Genomic DNA, 16184 nt, shown 5'->3' with positions numbered 1-16184 from the left:
GCCCGCGCGGCTGGCCGCCGCCCGCGCGACGACGTGATCGCCGGCCTCGTGCTCGCGGCCGGTGGGTCGCGGCGGCTGGGGCGACCGAAGCAGCTGCTGCCCTACGGCGGCGCGACGCTGCTCGACCACACGCTCGTGACGGCGCGGGCGTGTGCGTTTCACCAACTGCTGTGCGTGCTCGGCGGCGGTGCGGACGGCGTGCGCGAGCATGTCGACCTGCGCGACGTCGAGGTCGTCGAGAACGCGCACTTCGGCGACGGCTGCTCGTCGTCGATCGCGGCGGCGCTGAGCGCGGTCGATCCGCGCTGCGAACTGCTCGTGCTGATGCTCGGCGACCAGCCCGGCGTCACGCCCGCGACCGTCGCAGCCCTGCTCGCCGGCCGCGGCGACGCGCCGCTCGCCGCCTGCCGCTACGACGACGGCCGTGGCCACCCGCTCGTCTTCGCGCGCGAGGTCTTCGGCGAGCTGGCGGCGCTGCACGGCGACAAGGGCGTCTGGAAGCTGCTCGACCGCCGCGTCGACGACGTCGTCGACGTCCCGATCCCCGGCCCGATCCCGCTCGACGTCGACACGTGGGCGGACTACGAAGCGGTGCTCGCGGGGACCGCTGACCCGCGCGCGGCGGGAGCGACGACCGCCGCGGACTCCTCGCCGGGGGTGCGCACGTGAACCGCCCCGCCCGCCCCGGCGCCGAGGCCGCGGTGCGTGCGGCAGTGCCGGACGTCGAGACGCTCGCGCAGCGGCTGCAGGAGATCGACTACCTGGCCGACGACGGGCTCGCGACCGCGCTCTACCTCGGGCTCGCGCTGCCGCAGCCGCTGCTGCTGGAGGGCGAGGCCGGGGTCGGCAAGACGGAGGCCGCGAAGGCGCTCGCGGAGGTGCTCGGCACGCCGCTGATCCGCCTGCAGTGCTACGAGGGGATCGACGCCGCGGAGGCGCTGTACGAGTGGAGCTATCCGCGCCAGCTGCTGCGGATCCGGCTCGCCGAGGCGAGCGGCGACGCGTCGCTCGGCGAGGCCGACCTGTTCTCCGACGAGTACCTCGTGCGCCGCCCGCTGCTGCAGGCGATCGAGCATCCCGGACCGCTGCCGGCGGTGCTGCTGATCGACGAGCTGGACCGCGCCGACGACGACTTCGAGGCGTTCCTGCTGGAGCTGCTGGCGGAGGCGAGCATCACGATCCCCGAGCTGGGGACCGTCCGCGCGACCCACCCGCCCGCGGTGATCCTCACGTCCAATCGCACGCGCGATCTGCACGATGCGCTCAAGCGCCGCTGCCTCTACCACTGGATCGACTACCCGGACCCCGCGCGCGAGATCGAGATCGTCCGGCGCCGCGTGCCCGACGCGGCGCAGTGCCTGGCGATCGACGTCACTGCGGCCGTCGCTCGCCTGCGCGCCGCCGAGCTGCAGAAGCCCCCGGGCGTCGCGGAGGCGATCGACTGGGTCAGCGCGCTGCGCCTGCTCGGCGTCGAGCGCCTCGACGCTCCGGGCGCCGCGCGCACGCTCGGCGCGGTGCTGAAGTTCCGCGAGGACGAACAGCTCGTGCGCGAGCGCGGGCTCGCGTGGCTGGTGGGGGACGCGTGACGGGCACCCCCGAGCAGCTCGACCTCCCCGCCTTCGCCGCCGCGCTCGGGCGGGCGCTGCGCGATGCGGGGCTGCGCGGGTCGCCGGATCGCAGCGTGCGGTTCGCGCGGGCGGTCGCGCTCGCGACGCCGCAGACGCGCGACCAGCTGTACTGGATCGCGCGCACCGTCTTCGTCTCCGCGCGCGAGCAGGTGGCCGCGTTCGACGGCGTCTTCAGCACGGTCTTCGACGGGATCGCCGATCCGGCGGCGGCGCAGCGCGGCGATCCCAACGCCGCGCCGCGGCCGGGCAGCGCCGCCGGCCCCCGCCCCGCCGCGCCGGCCGCAACGCACGGCGGCGCCCAGCAGCCGACGCCGCCCGCGCCCCAGCGCGCGCCCGGCAGCGACGGCCTGCGCGAGCGCGACAACCGAGCGCACGAGCAGGAGCGCGACATCCACGTGACCGCCGCCAGCGACGCCGAGCGGCTCGCGCAGCGCAGCTTCGCGGAGCTGGACGCGGACGAGCTGCAAGCGCTCGCGAAGCTGATGCGGACGCTGTCGCTGGCGCCGCCGCTGCGCCGCTCGCGCCGTGCCCGCCGCGACCGTCACGGCAGCCGGCTCGACGTGCGCGCGACGTTGCGCACGAGCGTCCGCACCGGCGGCGATCCCGCCGTGCGCGTGATGCGCAGACGCGAGCTGCGCCCGCGTCGGCTCGTCGTGCTGTGCGACGTGTCGGGCTCGATGGAGCCGTACTCGCGCGCCTTCCTGCAGTTCCTGCACGCCGCCGCCGTCGGCGCCGACGCCGAGGCGTTCGTCTTCGCCACGCGCCTGACGCGGCTCACGCGCGCCCTGCGCGCACGCCAGCCCGAGCTGGCGTTCGAGCGCGCGGCCGCGGCGGCGCAGGACTGGTCCGGCGGGACGCGCATCGGCGCGGCGCTGCGGCAGTTCAACGACGAGCACGGCCGCCGCGGCATGGCGCGCGGCGCGGTCGTCGTGATCGTCTCCGACGGCTGGGAGCGCGGGGATCCGGCGCTCGTCGCGCGCGAGCTGGAGCGGCTGCGGCGGCTCGCGCACCGGATCGTCTGGGTCAACCCGCGCAAGGCCGGCCGCGATTTCGCTCCGCTCGCCGGCGGGATGGCCGCGGCGCTGCCGTTCTGCGACGCGTTCGTGAGCGGCCACAGCCTGCGCGCGCTCGACGAGGTGGCGGCGGCGATCGCGGGCCCAGCACCCGCCATGACAATGACCAAGAAGGTGGAGTTATGAGATTCGACAACGGCTTCGTCGTGCAGGCGCCGATCGAGGAGGTGTGGGCGACGCTGCTCGACGTCGAGCGGGTCGCACCCTGCATGCCCGGCGCCGAGGTGCTCGAACGAGAGAGCGAGGACAGATACAGAGTCGCGATCAGAGTCAAGGTCGGGCCGGTCTCGATGAGATACAGAGGCGAGGTCCAGATCGTCGAGCGCGACGACGACGCCCACCGCGCGACGATGCGCGTGAAGGCGAAGGAAGCGCGCGGCCAGGGCACGGCCGACGCGCACGTGCGGATGGCGCTCGACGGCGACGGTGCCGACGGCGGCACCCGCGCGACGATGGAGACGGAGGTCCAGATGAGCGGCAAGGTCGCCGCGATGGGCCAGGGCGTGATCGCCGACGTCTCCGCCCGCCTCGTCGAGACGTTCGCCGGCAACCTCGCGGCGATGCTGGAGGGCGGCGGACAGGAGGAGCAGGCGGCGGCTGCCGCCGTACCGACCCCCGCCGCGGCGACCGGGTCCGCTTCGTCGTCCGCCGACGCGCGCGGCTCTGCCCCGGCCACGCCGTCGAACGCCGGTGCGACCGCGGCCGGCGACGCAACGGCAACCGTCACGAGCGACGCTCCCCGATCCGCCCCCAAGCCCACCGCAAACCGCTCCACCCCCGCCCCGCAAGCCGACTCCTCCCTCCCCGTCGGCAAGATCGCGGCCGGCGTCATCGCCGGACGCTTGAGCGATCCGCGCGTCCTGCTGACCACGACGGCCGGGCTCGCGCTCGCGGCGGGAGCGGTCGGGTTCCTGCTCGGAAGGCGCAAAGAATGAGCGTGGTCTTCGCCCACATCGCCGGGATCCCGGTCGAGGAGACGCTGCTGGCGCTCGCCCCGGCCGGGCTGCTCGGGATCGGCGTCGCGCTGCGCGGCGCGACCGTCCACGCCGCGCGGCCGTTGCGCGGCGCGACCGTCCGCGCGGCGCGAGCGCTGCGCCGCACGACCGCCCACGTCACGGCGCGCCTGCCGCGCCGCGGGCGCCCACGCGCCACCGCTCGCACACGCAGCTGACAGCCTCTCCGCGCACTGGTACGTTGCGCACCATGATCAGGTGTCTTTCGCTCCTCGCCGCGGCCGCCTTCGCCACCGCCGTCGTCGCACCCGTCGTCGGCGCATCGGCCGACGCACCCAGTCCACAAGCCCGCGCCGCCGCGCTGCCGACGCTGCGCCTCGACGGCATCGGCCCGCTCAGACTCGGGATGACGAGTGCCGCGGCGCTCAGAACCGGGTGGCTGGCGAACAGAGGCAGAGGCTGCGAGCTGGCCGGCGATCCGCTGCCGTTCGTATTCCAGTTCAGAGGCCCGAGAGCACCCGCCGGCCTGGTCGGCATAGCGACGTTCGACGGCTCCACGAGAAAGCTGACGAACATCTCGTTCCGCAGAGGCGTGCGGACCGCGACCGGCGTCGTCGCCGGGCAGACGACCGCGACCGGGATGGTCAACCGCTACAAAGACGCCGGCTTCTCCGCCAGAGCGCAGTTCTTCGACACCTTCGCCGGCACGCTCGTGACGGTGAGGAGAGGCGGCAAGCGCGTCGTCGGCGGGTTCGCGAACGGCAGAGCGAGCGCCAGAAGACCGCTCGCCACGCTCGCGATCCCGGGCGTCTCGATCTGCGACTGAGCCGCACCTGCGGCGAACCTCACGTTCGTGCTCGACTCGTTGCGTGCACCATCAAGGACAATCACCCCGTCCGCGAAGGAGCACGACGATGAAGGCAGTTCGATTCGACGAGTACGGCGGCGTCGACGTCCTCGAGGTGCGTGAGGTCGACGACCCGGTGCCCGCGGCCGGCCGGGTCCTCGTGCGCGTGAAGGCAGCGGCGATCAACCCCGGCGAGGCCGCGATCCGCGAGGGGGCGCTCGCCCAGCGCTGGCCGTCCACGTTCCCGTCCGGTGAGGGCAGCGACTTCAGCGGCACCGTCGAGGCGCTCGGCGACGGCGTCGCGACGTTCGCCGTCGGCGATCCGGTGCTGGGCTGGAGCGACGAGCGCTCCAGCCACGCCGAGCTGGTGAGCGTCCCGGTCGAGCAGCTGAGCACCAAGCCCGAGGCGGTCTCGTGGGAGGTCGCCGGGTCGCTCTTCGTCGCGCCGTGCGCGGGCTATGCGGCGGTCAGAGCGGTCGCCCCGCAGGCCGGTGAGACGGTCGTCGTGTCGGCCGCCGCGGGCGGCGTCGGCGGCACCGCCGCGCAGCTCGCGCGCCATGCCGGCGCGACCGTGATCGGCCTCGTGGGCGCAGCGAACCACGATTGGCTGCGCTCGCGCGACATCGTGCCCGTCGCCTATGGCGAGGGCCAAGCGGAGCGGATCCGCGCCGCGGCGGGCGACGGCGGCGTCGACGCCTTCATCGACACGTTCGGCGACGGCTACGTCGACCTCGCGGTCGCGCTCGGCGTCGCACCGCAGCGGATCGCGACGGTGATCGACTGGGGCGCCGCGGAGCGCGTCGGCGCGCAGGCGACGGGCGGCAGCTCGATCGTCAGCGCCGTCGTGCTGGCGGAGCTGGCCGGCCTGGTGGCCGACGGCGCGCTGGAGATCCCGATCGCGCGCACGTACCCGCTCGACGAGGTGCGCGACGCCTACCGCGACCTGGCCAAGCGCCACACGCGCGGGAAGATCGTGCTGCTGCCGTGACCGATGAGTCCGGTCGCGTGACACAGTCCTCACCACCATGAGCGCACACGTGATCTACGGCATGCAGGTCTCCCTCGACGGCTTCGTGGAGGCGCCGGGCGCGGCGATCGACTGGACGATGCCCGACGCAGAGCTGCACGGCTTCCTCAACGACCAGTCGCGATCCGCGGCCGGCGAGCTGTACGGGCGCAGACTGTGGGAGCTGATGAGCGGCTACTGGCCGACGGCGGACGAGGAGCCGGGCGCGAGCCCGGAGGTGGTCGACTTCGCGCGCATCTGGCGGGCGACCCCGAAGGTCGTCTTCTCGCGCACGCTGGAGCGGGTCGAGGGCAACGCGCGGCTGGTCCGCGGCGACGCTGCGGAGGAGGTCGCGCGGCTCAAGCGCGACGGCGACGGTGAGCTGCACACCGGCGGCGCGGCGCTCGGCGGCTCGCTGCTGCGCGCCGGCCTCGTCGACGAACTGCGCCTGTACGTCTACCCGATCGTGCTCGGCGCCGGCACGCCGTTCCTGCCGCCGCTCGACCGGCGCCTGCCGCTGGAGCCGATCGAGACGCGCAGATTCGGGATGGGCGTGACGTACCTGAGCTATCGCGTCGCGAACGCCTGATCGCGCAGCTCGCGGATCGCGCGGCGGCGCTCCGCGGGTGCGGCGCGGTCGAGCATCAGAATGCCGTCGAGGTGATCCAGCTCGTGCTGCAGCACGACCGCGCCCGGACCCTCGGCGGTGACCGTCCGTTCGACGCCGCGCGCGTCGCAGCCGACGACGGTGACCGCCGCCGCGCGCTCCACCTCCACCGCCACGCGCGGGATGCTGAGGCAGCCCTCCGGCCCGAGCAGGCGCTCGTCCGACGCCCACGTCAGACACGGGTTGACGAGCACCTCGACCGGCGCCTCCTCGCTCAGCCGGTAGACGAACAGCCGCTGCGCGCTGCCGGCCTGCGGCGCCGCGAGGCCAGCGCCCGCCGCGCCCTCCATCAGCGCGCTCATCCGCTCGACCAGGCGCCGCAGGGCACCGTCGAACACCGTCACCTCGACCGTCTTCATCCGCAGGATCGGATCGCCCCACTGGCGCAGCTGCTCTCGCGACATCGGCAACAGGATAGCTAATGCGATATCCGATAGCGCGCTAAGATATCCTCCATGGGCGAAGAGCTGACACCGTTGTTCGTGCGCCTCTCGGCCGAGCAGGGCGAACGGTTGGACCGCGCCGTCACAGCGATCGACGCGCGCAAGAAGGACCTCGTCGCCGGCCTCGTCGACCGCTATGTGGACCCCGACTCGCCCGCCGGTCTCGAAGCGCTGCGCGCGGTCGCCGAGATCGGCCGCGGGGAGCTGGCAGGGGCCGTCGCGGTCCGCACCCCGCGTGATGACGTCACCGAGGCGGGCACGGCCGATCCCGACGCCGTCGCCGACACCGCGCTCGACAGCCCCGACCGCCCGATCCTCACCCCCGCCGGCGCTGCGACCCTCCTGGGCGTCCGCGAGGTCGACGTCCTGGAACTCGCCGAGCACGGCGAGCTGCCCGGCCGGCGCGTCGCCGGCGCATGGCGTTTCGCGCGCCACGCGTTGATCGCCTGGGTTGCGCACGCGCCGCCCGTCGGCTGAGCGCTCGCGCGTCGCACGTGCTGCTCCGCAACGACGACCGATGAGTTCCGCGCACCGCGCCGGTCTCTGTCCTCGAACAGGTCGATCGCCAGTTCACGTTTGACTTCAAGCCTGCTTGAGGGCAGACAATCGTCACGGGCCCCTGACGCAGAGCTGGACAGATCGACCGTCCAGACGACAGACAGACCGATTCGAGGAGCCCGTATGACACCGCCTTCCAGTCTCGCGATCGAAGCGAGCGGACTCGTGAAGCAGTTCGGCGACAAGCGCGCCGTCGACGGCGTCGACCTCGCCGTCCCGACCGGCTCGGTCTACGGCGTGCTCGGCCCCAACGGGGCCGGCAAGACGACGACGATCCGGATGCTCGCGACGCTGCTCGCGCCCGACGCCGGAAGCGCCCGCGTGTTCGGCCACGACGTCGTGCGCGACGCCGACGCCGTCCGCAGCGCCGTCAGCCTGACCGGCCAGCTCGCCTCGGTCGACGAGGAGCTGACCGGCCGCGAGAACATCATCCTGCTGGCGCGCCTGCTCGGCTACGGCCGCGCGCAGTCGCACGCGCGCGCCGACGACCTGCTCGACGCGTTCGGGCTGGAGGAGGCCGCCGGCAAGCTCGTCAAGAACTACTCGGGCGGGATGCGGCGACGGCTCGACATCGCCGCCAGCATCGTCGTCACGCCGCGGCTGCTGTTCCTCGACGAGCCGACGACCGGCCTCGACCCGCGCTCGCGCAACCAGGTCTGGGACATCGTGCGGCTGCTGGTCGCGGAGGGGACGACGATCCTGCTCTGCACGCAGTACCTCGAGGAGGCCGACCAGCTCGCCGAGGGGATCGCCGTGATCGACCGCGGCAAGGTGATCGCGGAGGGCACGCCGGCGCAGCTGAAGGCGTCGGTCGGCGCGGGCGCGCTGCACGTGCGGCTGCTCGACCCCGCGCAGCGGCCGCAGGCCGAGCGCGCGCTGGCGGCGCGGCTGGGCAGCGTCCATCTCGAGGCCGATCCGGCGGCGCTGTCGGTGCAGTGCGGCGACGCGCAGGCGGCCGCCGCGGCGATCGGCGAGCTGACGGGCGGCGGGCTCGGGGTCGCCGGCTTCTCGCTCGGGCAGCCGAGCCTCGACGAGGTCTTCCTCGCGCTCACCGGCCACACCGCCGCGAGCGAGGAGGGCGACGACGACGGCAGCGACGACGAGCGCCCGGACCCGAAGACACCGACACCGACCTCCACCTCCACCTCGACCGAGCAGGAGCAGGCGGCATGAGCACGCTCGACACGACCCAGACCAACGGCCGCACGGCCGCCGAGCACGAAGCGCTGCGCAAGGCGCTGCAATCCGGCCCGCGGCCGCCGCGCGCGAGCGCGTTCGCGCACTGCCGCGCGTTCGGCTGGCGCGGGCTGCTGAAGATCCGTCACGTGCCGGAGCAGCTGATCGACGCGACGCTGACGCCGGTCCTCTTCACCGTCATGTTCACGTTCATGTTCGGCGGCGCGATCGCCGGCTCCACCAGCGAGTACCTGCAGTTCATCCTGCCTGGTCTGATGGTCCAGTCCGTCCTCTTCACGACCGTCTACTCCGGCGTCGCGTTGAACACCGACATGACCAGAGGCGTCGTCGACCGCTTCCGCTCGCTTCCGCTGTGGCGCCCGGCGCCGCTCGTCGGCGCGGTGATCGGCGACAGCGCGCGCTACCTGATCGCCGGCAGCGTCGTCGTGGTCGTCGGGCTGATCCTCGGCTTCCGGCCAGACGGCGGCGTCCCCGGCGTGCTGCTCGGGATCCTGCTGGTGCTGCTGTTCGCCTTCGGCCTCGCGTGGGTCTTCATGACCGTCGGGCTGCTGATGCGGGCGCCGAACGCGGTCATGAACACCGGCTTCATGGCGCTGTTCCCGCTCGTCTTCCTCAGCAACATCTTCGTCGACCCCAACACGCTGCCGAGCGTGCTGGAGACGATCGTCCAGATCAACCCGGTCACGCACCTCGTGACGGCGGTGCGCGGGCTGATGCAGGACGACGCGGCGCTCGACGACATCGCGCTGGTGCTGGGCGAGGCGGCGGTCCTGACGCTCGTGTTCGTGCCGCTGACGACGCGGCTGTACCGCAAGGCCGGCTGACGTGAACGACCGGTGAGCGCGCGCGTCGGGCGCGCGCTCGTCGGGTAGCCATCGAACTGGCACGTTCGTCCCCGGTCGCCAGAGGTCCCGTACAGATGCTCCCCATTCGTCTCGTCGTCCTGGTCGCTTCGCTCACCGCAGTCGCTGCGCCGAGCGCCTCCGCCGCAACCGTCACCGGCGGCACCGCCCCCGCCTACCCCGGCAACACGATCGCGATCGTGAGACCGGACCGGCTCGTCGCGGGCAGCGTGCAGAAGGTGAGGCTGTCGGGCCACGCGGTCTGGAGCGAGCCGCAGACGAGCGCGACGACGACCTCGTACACGCTCTCGATGTACGTCCAGAACGCCGACGTCGACCCGCTCTGCGCGCCCAGCTACAGCACCCAGCTGCAGAAGTCGATCAACCTGCCGGGCCTCAACGCCTCGCTCTCCCCCACCGGCTTCGTGATGGACGACAGCCTGCAGGTGAACCCGGACCCGCCCGCGAACACGCTCGACTGGTCCGGCGACTCGGTCCCGTTCGGCGTCAAGCTCGGCGTTCCCAACGTGGTGCTGTGCGCCTACCAGCGCTACATCACCGACGACGTCGCCTACTACCAGCTCCCGCTCCGCCCGCAGGCGCCGAGCTGCCGCTTCGCGCGCGCGAGCGTCGCGCACGGCGCGCGCGTCGGGGTGCGCTGCAACGTCAGCGGCCGCATCAGCTTCCGCGCGACCCGCAGAGGCGCCCGCCCGCGCACGCTCGTCGCGACCGCCGACGGCAGAGGCCGCGCCGCCCTCCCGACGAGATCGCTCGCGGCAGGCGGCTACCGCGTCGCGATCAGCTCCAACGGGGTGAGACTCGGGACGCGCACGTTGCGGGTGCGGTGAGACGGGCGCGCGGCCCGCTCAGACCTGCCACCGCAGCGTCTGCCGCTTGGCTCTCGGCAGTCTCTCCACGACGAGGTCGTAGGAGTCCTCGATCATCTCGACGATCATGCCGCGCGACAGCGAGCCGTCGACGGTGACCGTGTTCCAGTGGCGCTTGTTGAGGTGCCAGCCGGGTGCGATCGCCGCGTGCTTCACGCGCAGCTGGACGGCCAGCTCCGGCTCGCATCTGAGGCTCACTCTCGGCGGCTCGTGCTCCAGGCGGCAGATCGCGAAGACCTTGCCCGCGACCTTGAAGACCGCGGTCTCCTCGCCGAACGGGAACTCCTTGCCGGCGCCCGGCAGCGCCAGGCAGGCGGCCTCGATCTGCTGCGGCGTCATGCCGCCAAGCCTAGCCAGCACGGCGGCGTGTCGGCCGCCCGTCTGCGCGGACGAGGACCGGAGGATTGCTGCCGCCTGGCAGCAGTGATCCTGCGGTCCTCGGCCACCCAGCTCAGCGCACGTCAGCCGCGCCGGTGCGCCCGTCTCGCGTGTCTCTTCTTTCTCACCACCACCGCGGTCACCGCGAGTCGGCGCGTGCCGCCGTCCGGGCTGCTCAGCACGAGCCGGTAGTGCCCGCGCTTCAGCCGCGGCAGGCGGATGACGTTGACGTCAGGGCCGGCGGGCAGCGTCAGCGCGGGCAGCGTTCTGGCGCTCTTGAGCGAGCCGCCGCGTCGCTGCAGCGTGACGCTCCAGCGCGTCGCCGAGCCGTCCTGCAGCGAACGCAGTGTGACGGCGGTGCGGCGGTTGGCGCGCACGCGGCCCGATCTCAGCCGCAGGTAGCCGAGTCTCGCCGCCGGCAGCGCGAGCGCCGGGTCGAGCGCCGGCGGAGTGCGGTCGGCAGCGACCGCCGGCAGCACGCCGGTCGGGCTGACGCCGGCGGTCGTCGCGCCCGCGGCGTTGGGGTCGACGAAGTGCGGCGAGCCGGCGAACGCCGCCGCGTCGAACGCGACGCCCGCGGCGGCGAGGATCGCCTCCCCCTCGGGCGACGACAACGGCGACGCGTCCGTCACGGCCCAGATCGCGTCATTGGCACCGAGCGGGCCGCCGAGGCCGACGGCCGGGTCCGCCTGGCGGCGCGCGATCTCGTCGACGATCTGCTGCAGCGCGGCGTATTGCGGATAGGTCGTCGCCAGCGCCGCCGCCGGGCCGAGCACGTCGAAGCGGCCCTCCGTCTTGGGGACGTGACGGTGGAGGTCGATGCAATAGGCGAACAGGCCGTCACGGTGAACGGTGCCGCCCTTCGGGGCGTAGAGGTCCAGCGGCGCGCCGACGACCATGTTCTGGTCCTCGGCGCTCTTGTTCGCGAGCACGTCGCCGGGGTTCGCTCTCATCCGCACGCCGGCGCTTGCGATCAGTCTGTCGACGTCGCCGGGGATGATCGGCTTGTCGTGCTCGGCGCCGGTCCCGTCGGCCATGATGTCGTTCTCGCCGCCTCTCGGGATCCCGGGCTGTATGTCGCCTCTGCCATATCTCGCATCGAGCGCGTCGGACGCTCTCACCACCGAGTCCCACCAGGCGTTCATCGCTCTCATGTCGCCGCCCGCGCCTCTGTACTCGGGCAGCTTGACGTGCTGCCCGTCGGGTCCGATCCACTCCGGCTTGCGCGCCGTATAGCGGTCGCCTATCCCAAGCAGGTGGCCGGTCTCGTGGGCGAGCGTGGTCGTCGTCTCGTTCGTGCCCCAGCTGCCCGACTTCTCGCCGTTGGGCCCGAACGGTCTGCCCGAGACCATGCTCGCGTCCGACGCGCGCGGGCGATCCTCCAGCACGATCTGGTGGTACCCGGGTGTGCCGCCGGTGAGGGGGTCGCTGCCGGCGCGGACTCTCGCGACGACCTCGACGCTGAACGGGGTTCCGTCGGAGGACTTCGAGCCCGCGAGCCGTCTGGCGATCGCGGCGGCGATCTCGTCGGCCTTGCTCTGCGGCCACGGCGTCCCGTCCTTCTGCGTGCCGAGAAACTCGATCCGCACCGTCGCGACGACCGGCGCGCCTCTGACGCGCGCACCGGTCAGGTCGACCGCGACGCTGTCGCCGCCGAAGCCGCCCTTCGGTCTGAGGTCGACGATCCCCGCCGCCGCTGCCTCCTGCAACGACAGCGGCTGCGATATCTCCGTCGCGGGCGGGAGCGGGTCGGCGGCGTGGGCGGCTGCGGGCAGGATCAGCACGAGCAGCAGCGATGCGAACAACAGCGTGGGCCTCATGGCGCGCGACGCTATCCGTTCGCGGTGTGTGGCGGGAATGTTTCCGGTGTGACGTGTCGCGCGGGCGCTCGCACGGGAGGACCGGAGGATTACTGCTGCCATACGACAGCAGTCCTTCGGTGCTCCGCTGTGATCTCCAGGACGATGTCGAGAACCCGCCGGCAGTTCCGACTCCCCCATGACAGGCGCCCGGACGAGCGCGCCGCGACCGACAGGAGCCACCATGAAGTACATGCTGCTGATCTATGACAACGCCGACACGCGGGCCGCGTTCTTCGGCGACGAGGGCGATCAGTTGATGGCGGAGATCAACGCCGTCATGAAGGAGATCACCGATTCCGGTGAATTGATCGGCACGCAGGCGCTGGCGGATCCGTCGCAGTCGAAGACTGTGCGTCCGCGCGACGGGATCAAGGGCGGCGTGCCCATCGCCACCGACGGACCGTTCGCGGAGGCGAAGGAGCACCTCGGCGGCTACCTGATGGTCGAGTGCGAGACGCCCGAGCGCGCGTTGGAGATCGCGACGAGATGGCCCAACTCGCGCTTCGGTGCGATGGAGGTGCGCCCGATCCTGAGCCAATCCGGCGAGGAGATGTGACGGATCCGTCGCAGATAGAGGGTCTGCTGCGCGAGTTGGCGCCGCAGGTCCTCGGCGCGCTCGTGCGCCGCCACCGCCAGTTCGACCTCTGCGAGGACGCCGTCCAGGAGGCGCTGCTGGCCGCCTCGACGCAGTGGCCGGCCGACGGCCTGCCCGGCAACCCGCGCGCCTGGCTCGTCACCGTCGCCTCGCGCCGCGTCGTCGACGAACTGCGCAGCGAGCACGCCCGCCGCCGCCGCGAAGAGGTCGCGGCGGCGCGGGAGCCGGCGGACGCGCAGGTCGCGCAGGCGCCGGGCGAGGAGACGGCGCGACCGCTCGGCGCGAGCGGCGCGACAGCGCTCGGATCACGCGACGACGAGCAGGACGACACCCTCACGCTCCTGTTCCTCTGCTGTCACCCGGCGCTCTCGCCCGCGTCGCAGATCGCGCTGACGCTGCGCGCCGTCGGCGGCCTCACGACGGCCGAGATCGCGCAGGCGTTCCTCGTCCCGGAGGCGACGATGGCGCAGCGGATCAGCCGTGCGAAGGCGCGGATCAAGGCGAGCGGCGGCCAGTTCGCAATGCCGCCCGAGCCGCGGCGCGCCGACGCCCTGCGCGCGGTCCTGCACGTGCTGTACCTGATCTTCAACGAGGGCTACACGGCGACCTCCGGGCCGGACCTCGCGCGCGCGGAGCTGACGAGCGAGGCGATCCGCCTGACGCGGGCGGTGCATGCGCTGACGCAAGCGGCGCCGAACCGTGCCGATGCGCGTGTCGAGCGGTCCGGTCCCGCGAGCGCAGCCGCGGCGGCGGGGGCCGCCGATCCGATGGCCGCCGGCGCCGCCGATCCGATCGCCGCCCGCGCCGCCGATCCGATGGCCGGGGAGGTCGCGGGCCTGCTCGCGCTGATGCTCTTGACCGACGCCCGCCGTCCCGCGCGCACCGACGCCGACGGCAACCTCGTGCGGCTCGCCGACCAGGATCGCTCGCGCTGGAACGCGGCGTACGTGCGCGAGGGCGTTGCGCTGCTGGAGGCGACGTTGCCGCACGCCCCGCTCGGCCCCTACCAACTGCAGGCCGCGATCGCCGCCGTCCATGCCGAGGCCCCCGACGCCGAGCAGACCGACTGGCCGCAGATCCTCGCGCTCTACCGCCTGTTGGAGCGCGTCGCGCCGAACCCGATCGTGACGCTCAACCACGCCGTCGCGCTGGCGATGGTCGACGGCCCGCGCGCGGGCCTCACGCTCCTCGACAGGCTCGCCGACGACGACCGCACCGCGACCCATCACCGCCTCGAGGCAGTCCGCGCGCACCTGCTGGAGCTGGCCGGCGACACGGACGCGGCCCGCGCCGCCTACGAGCTGGCCGCCCGCCGCACCACGAGCCTGCCCGAGCAGCGGTACCTGGCGGCGCGCGCGGCGAAGCTGGCCGAGCCGCCGGTGCAATGAGCGGCGACTGGCCGAGCCGGCGCCGCCCGGTCGCCGCGCCACGTCGCGCAGCACCTGGCGTCCGCGTCGCCAACCTGATTGGGTGCGGGCGATGAGCACTCCCCTGCAGGTCCGCGCGCTGCGCGCCGACGACCGCGCCGCGTGGCAGCCGCTGTGGGACGGCTACCTGCGCTTCTACCGCCACGAGCTGGATCCGGCGATCACCGACCTGACGTTCGCGCGCATGTGCGAGCAGCGCGACGGGATGTTCGGGTTGGCGGCCGTCAGTCACGAGGGCTCGCTCGCGGGCTTCGCGCACGCGATCGTCCACCCCTCGACCTGGTCGGCGACGAGCTACACCTACCTCGAAGACCTCTTCGTCGCCCCGACCGCGCGCGGCACGGGCGCCGGCGTGGCACTGATCGAGGCGCTCGCGACCACAGCGCGCGAGCGCGGCTCCGAGCGCCTCTACTGGCAGACGCAGCAGTTCAACGGCCCCGCCCGCTCGCTCTACGACGAGGTCGCCGACCTGACCTCGTACGTCGTCTACGAGCGGATGCTCGGCTGAGCCTGGATCCACCGATCTGCGCGGCGGCACGCTCGCGGATATCGGTGGATCCAGGCTGAGCGGCGCGCCGGTCGCGCCGCCGCGAGCGCGCGTCGGCGGCCGCCGACGCCGACGCCGACGCCGCGGCGCTCACCGCAGCGTGTAGCTCGCCCACGTCGACCACAGCCCGAACGCCGCCGCCAGCTGGTCGCCCGTGACCGTCGTCGCACCGTCGCTGCCGACCACCTCTGCGCTCACGACGCGACCTGAGAAGCCGCGTCTGAGCACGCGGATCGCGACCAGCGAGCCGTCCAACGTGCTGCCGAGGCGGCGCTCGGCGTCGGCGACGGTGAAGCTTCTCGTCCAGCTGCGGTACGGGTTGCCGGACCAGAGGTCGTAGGGATCGGCGACACCGACCAGCCACGGCTCCGGCGACGACCCGGCGAAGCCGACCTCGGCGTTCTCGGTGCGCCCGCCGGAGCTGGCGTAGAAGTACGTCGGGACCGCTCTGCCGCGATAGGTCACGACCTGCAGCCGCGTTGCGGCGACCGCGGCGTCGGTCGCGGCCGTCTCGGCTCTGACGCCGCCGTAGACCTGCGAGCTGGTGTCGTTGAAGTGGTCGAAGCCGTCGTCGCCCTTTCTGATCGTCAGCGCGTAGGTGCGCGCGGCGACGGCCTGGGCCCTCAGCGCGTCGGGCAGCCAACTCGCGTACATCTCCGCCGAGACGACGCCGCGCACGTAGTCCTCGATCCCGACCGCGTTGACGACCTGCAGCCCGCCGTCGTCGCCCCGCGACAGCTCCAGCGTCCCGCGGTAGCGACCGAGCCCGCCCCCGACCGTGAGCGGCCCGGGACCGGCGATCCGCGCGCGCTGCGCGACTCTGACCGTGCGGCCGCCGCCCGCCAGCACGACGTTCGAGCCGCTCAGCGCCGCGCGGTACGTCGTCGCCGCGTTCAGTCTGCTGCGCCCCGCGCGTGTCGCGCCCGTGAACGTCGCGGTGCGACCTCTGCGCAAGAGCACCCGCACGACGGACGACGCCGGGACCCGGCCCAGTCTGGTGCCCGCGTAGTAGTGCGCGAGGATCGTGCGGTAGTTCGCGCCCTGCAGCGCGTAGCCCTGCGCGCCGTACTGGCTCATCCCGACGCCGTGGCCGAAACCGGCGCCTCTGACCACGAGCCGCTGCGCCGCGCCCGCGGGAGCGACGGCGAAGCACGCTGCGACGATGACGAGCAACGGGGTGAGGCGGAACGTTCGGAGCATGCACCGATGACACCAGAGCGGCGCGGGAGTTGTGGCGTCAGAGGACCCGCTCGCGATGCGCCATTCTGGTGCAT

The 16184-nt window shown here is 73.2% G+C and carries 19 protein-coding genes; 15 read left to right on the top strand and 4 right to left on the bottom strand.

The window, feature by feature from the left end:
* Positions 1–33 precede the first annotated feature (33 nt).
* From Q7L65_RS09435 to Q7L65_RS09400, 8 genes are all read left to right on the top strand, one after another.
* On the top strand, positions 34–669 hold the full coding sequence (locus Q7L65_RS09435; protein ID WP_370552544.1) for an NTP transferase domain-containing protein: 636 nt from the start codon (positions 34–36) through the stop codon (positions 667–669).
* On the top strand, positions 666–1586 hold the full coding sequence (locus tag Q7L65_RS09430; protein WP_304720664.1) for a MoxR family ATPase: 921 nt from the start codon (positions 666–668) through the stop codon (positions 1584–1586). Before Q7L65_RS09435 ends, Q7L65_RS09430 begins: the two co-directional genes overlap by 4 nt.
* Positions 1583–2827: a VWA domain-containing protein gene (locus Q7L65_RS09425; RefSeq protein WP_304720663.1), complete on the top strand. Its 1245-nt coding sequence runs from the start codon at positions 1583–1585 to the stop codon at positions 2825–2827. The genes Q7L65_RS09430 and Q7L65_RS09425 overlap by 4 nt, the downstream gene beginning before the upstream one ends.
* Complete coding sequence (locus Q7L65_RS09420; protein ID WP_304720662.1) at positions 2824–3636, top strand: SRPBCC family protein; 813 nt, start codon at positions 2824–2826, stop codon at positions 3634–3636. Before Q7L65_RS09425 ends, Q7L65_RS09420 begins: the two co-directional genes overlap by 4 nt.
* A complete protein-coding gene (locus Q7L65_RS09415) occupies positions 3633–3872 on the top strand; it encodes a hypothetical protein (RefSeq protein ID WP_304720660.1) in 240 nt (79 codons plus the stop codon). The genes Q7L65_RS09420 and Q7L65_RS09415 overlap by 4 nt, the downstream gene beginning before the upstream one ends.
* 32 nt (positions 3873–3904) lie before the next feature.
* Entirely contained in the window at positions 3905–4480 is a 576-nt protein-coding gene (locus Q7L65_RS09410) for a hypothetical protein (RefSeq protein WP_304720658.1), read from the top strand.
* An 88-nt stretch (positions 4481–4568) separates the two neighbouring features.
* Positions 4569–5489: an NADP-dependent oxidoreductase gene (locus Q7L65_RS09405; RefSeq protein ID WP_304720657.1), complete on the top strand. Its 921-nt coding sequence runs from the start codon at positions 4569–4571 to the stop codon at positions 5487–5489.
* A 37-nt stretch (positions 5490–5526) separates the two neighbouring features.
* Positions 5527–6096 carry a dihydrofolate reductase family protein gene (locus Q7L65_RS09400; protein ID WP_304720656.1) on the top strand — a complete coding sequence of 190 codons (570 nt, stop codon included), beginning with the start codon at positions 5527–5529 and terminating at the stop codon, positions 6094–6096.
* Here Q7L65_RS09400 and def read toward each other — a convergent pair.
* Positions 6075–6578, bottom strand: coding sequence for a peptide deformylase (def, locus tag Q7L65_RS09395; RefSeq protein ID WP_304720655.1), 504 nt, complete (start codon positions 6576–6578; stop codon positions 6075–6077). The two genes, Q7L65_RS09400 and def, sit on opposite strands and share 22 nt — an antisense overlap.
* Before the next feature lie 51 nt (positions 6579–6629).
* On the opposite strand from def, the gene Q7L65_RS09390 reads away from it, so the two are divergent.
* The 4 genes from Q7L65_RS09390 to Q7L65_RS09375 all read left to right on the top strand — a co-directional run bounded on the left by Q7L65_RS09390 (position 6630) and on the right by Q7L65_RS09375 (position 10062).
* A complete protein-coding gene (locus Q7L65_RS09390; protein ID WP_304720654.1) occupies positions 6630–7094 on the top strand; it encodes a helix-turn-helix domain-containing protein in 465 nt (154 codons plus the stop codon).
* A 204-nt stretch (positions 7095–7298) separates the two neighbouring features.
* On the top strand, positions 7299–8348 hold the full coding sequence (locus Q7L65_RS09385) for an ATP-binding cassette domain-containing protein (protein WP_304720653.1): 1050 nt from the start codon (positions 7299–7301) through the stop codon (positions 8346–8348).
* Positions 8345–9196 (top strand): ABC transporter permease, encoded by an 852-nt coding sequence (locus tag Q7L65_RS09380; protein WP_304720651.1) that lies wholly within the window; start codon positions 8345–8347, stop codon positions 9194–9196. The genes Q7L65_RS09385 and Q7L65_RS09380 overlap by 4 nt, the downstream gene beginning before the upstream one ends.
* Before the next feature lie 95 nt (positions 9197–9291).
* Complete coding sequence (locus Q7L65_RS09375; protein WP_304720650.1) at positions 9292–10062, top strand: hypothetical protein; 771 nt, start codon at positions 9292–9294, stop codon at positions 10060–10062.
* Between the two features lie 18 nt (positions 10063–10080).
* Here the strand turns inward: Q7L65_RS09375 and Q7L65_RS09370 are convergent, their stop codons facing one another.
* Together Q7L65_RS09370 and Q7L65_RS09365 are read right to left on the bottom strand one after the other, a co-directional pair.
* Positions 10081–10440, bottom strand: coding sequence for an MmcQ/YjbR family DNA-binding protein (locus tag Q7L65_RS09370; RefSeq protein WP_304720649.1), 360 nt, complete (start codon positions 10438–10440; stop codon positions 10081–10083).
* Positions 10441–10562: 122 nt separating this feature from the next.
* A complete protein-coding gene (locus tag Q7L65_RS09365) occupies positions 10563–12299 on the bottom strand; it encodes a hypothetical protein (protein WP_304720648.1) in 1737 nt (578 codons plus the stop codon).
* 223 nt (positions 12300–12522) lie between these two features.
* Here Q7L65_RS09365 and Q7L65_RS09360 point away from each other — a divergent pair, with 223 nt between their 5' ends.
* The 3 genes from Q7L65_RS09360 (at position 12523) to Q7L65_RS09350 (ending at position 14871) form a co-directional block, all read left to right on the top strand.
* Positions 12523–12897 (top strand): YciI family protein, encoded by a 375-nt coding sequence (locus Q7L65_RS09360; RefSeq protein ID WP_304720647.1) that lies wholly within the window; start codon positions 12523–12525, stop codon positions 12895–12897.
* Positions 12894–14324 carry an RNA polymerase sigma factor gene (locus Q7L65_RS09355; RefSeq protein ID WP_304720646.1) on the top strand — a complete coding sequence of 477 codons (1431 nt, stop codon included), beginning with the start codon at positions 12894–12896 and terminating at the stop codon, positions 14322–14324. Before Q7L65_RS09360 ends, Q7L65_RS09355 begins: the two co-directional genes overlap by 4 nt.
* A 91-nt stretch (positions 14325–14415) precedes the next feature.
* Positions 14416–14871: a GNAT family N-acetyltransferase gene (locus Q7L65_RS09350; protein WP_304720645.1), complete on the top strand. Its 456-nt coding sequence runs from the start codon at positions 14416–14418 to the stop codon at positions 14869–14871.
* Between the two features lie 129 nt (positions 14872–15000).
* Here the strand turns inward: Q7L65_RS09350 and Q7L65_RS09345 are convergent, their stop codons facing one another.
* Positions 15001–16110 (bottom strand): SpoIID/LytB domain-containing protein, encoded by a 1110-nt coding sequence (locus Q7L65_RS09345; protein ID WP_304720644.1) that lies wholly within the window; start codon positions 16108–16110, stop codon positions 15001–15003.
* Positions 16111–16184: the final 74 nt, after the last annotated feature.

The sequence above is a fragment of the Conexibacter sp. CPCC 206217 genome (assembly GCF_030646165.1).
Taxonomy (GTDB): Bacteria; Actinomycetota; Thermoleophilia; order Solirubrobacterales; family Solirubrobacteraceae; genus Conexibacter.
This window is presented reverse-complemented; position numbering and strand designations above follow the sequence as displayed.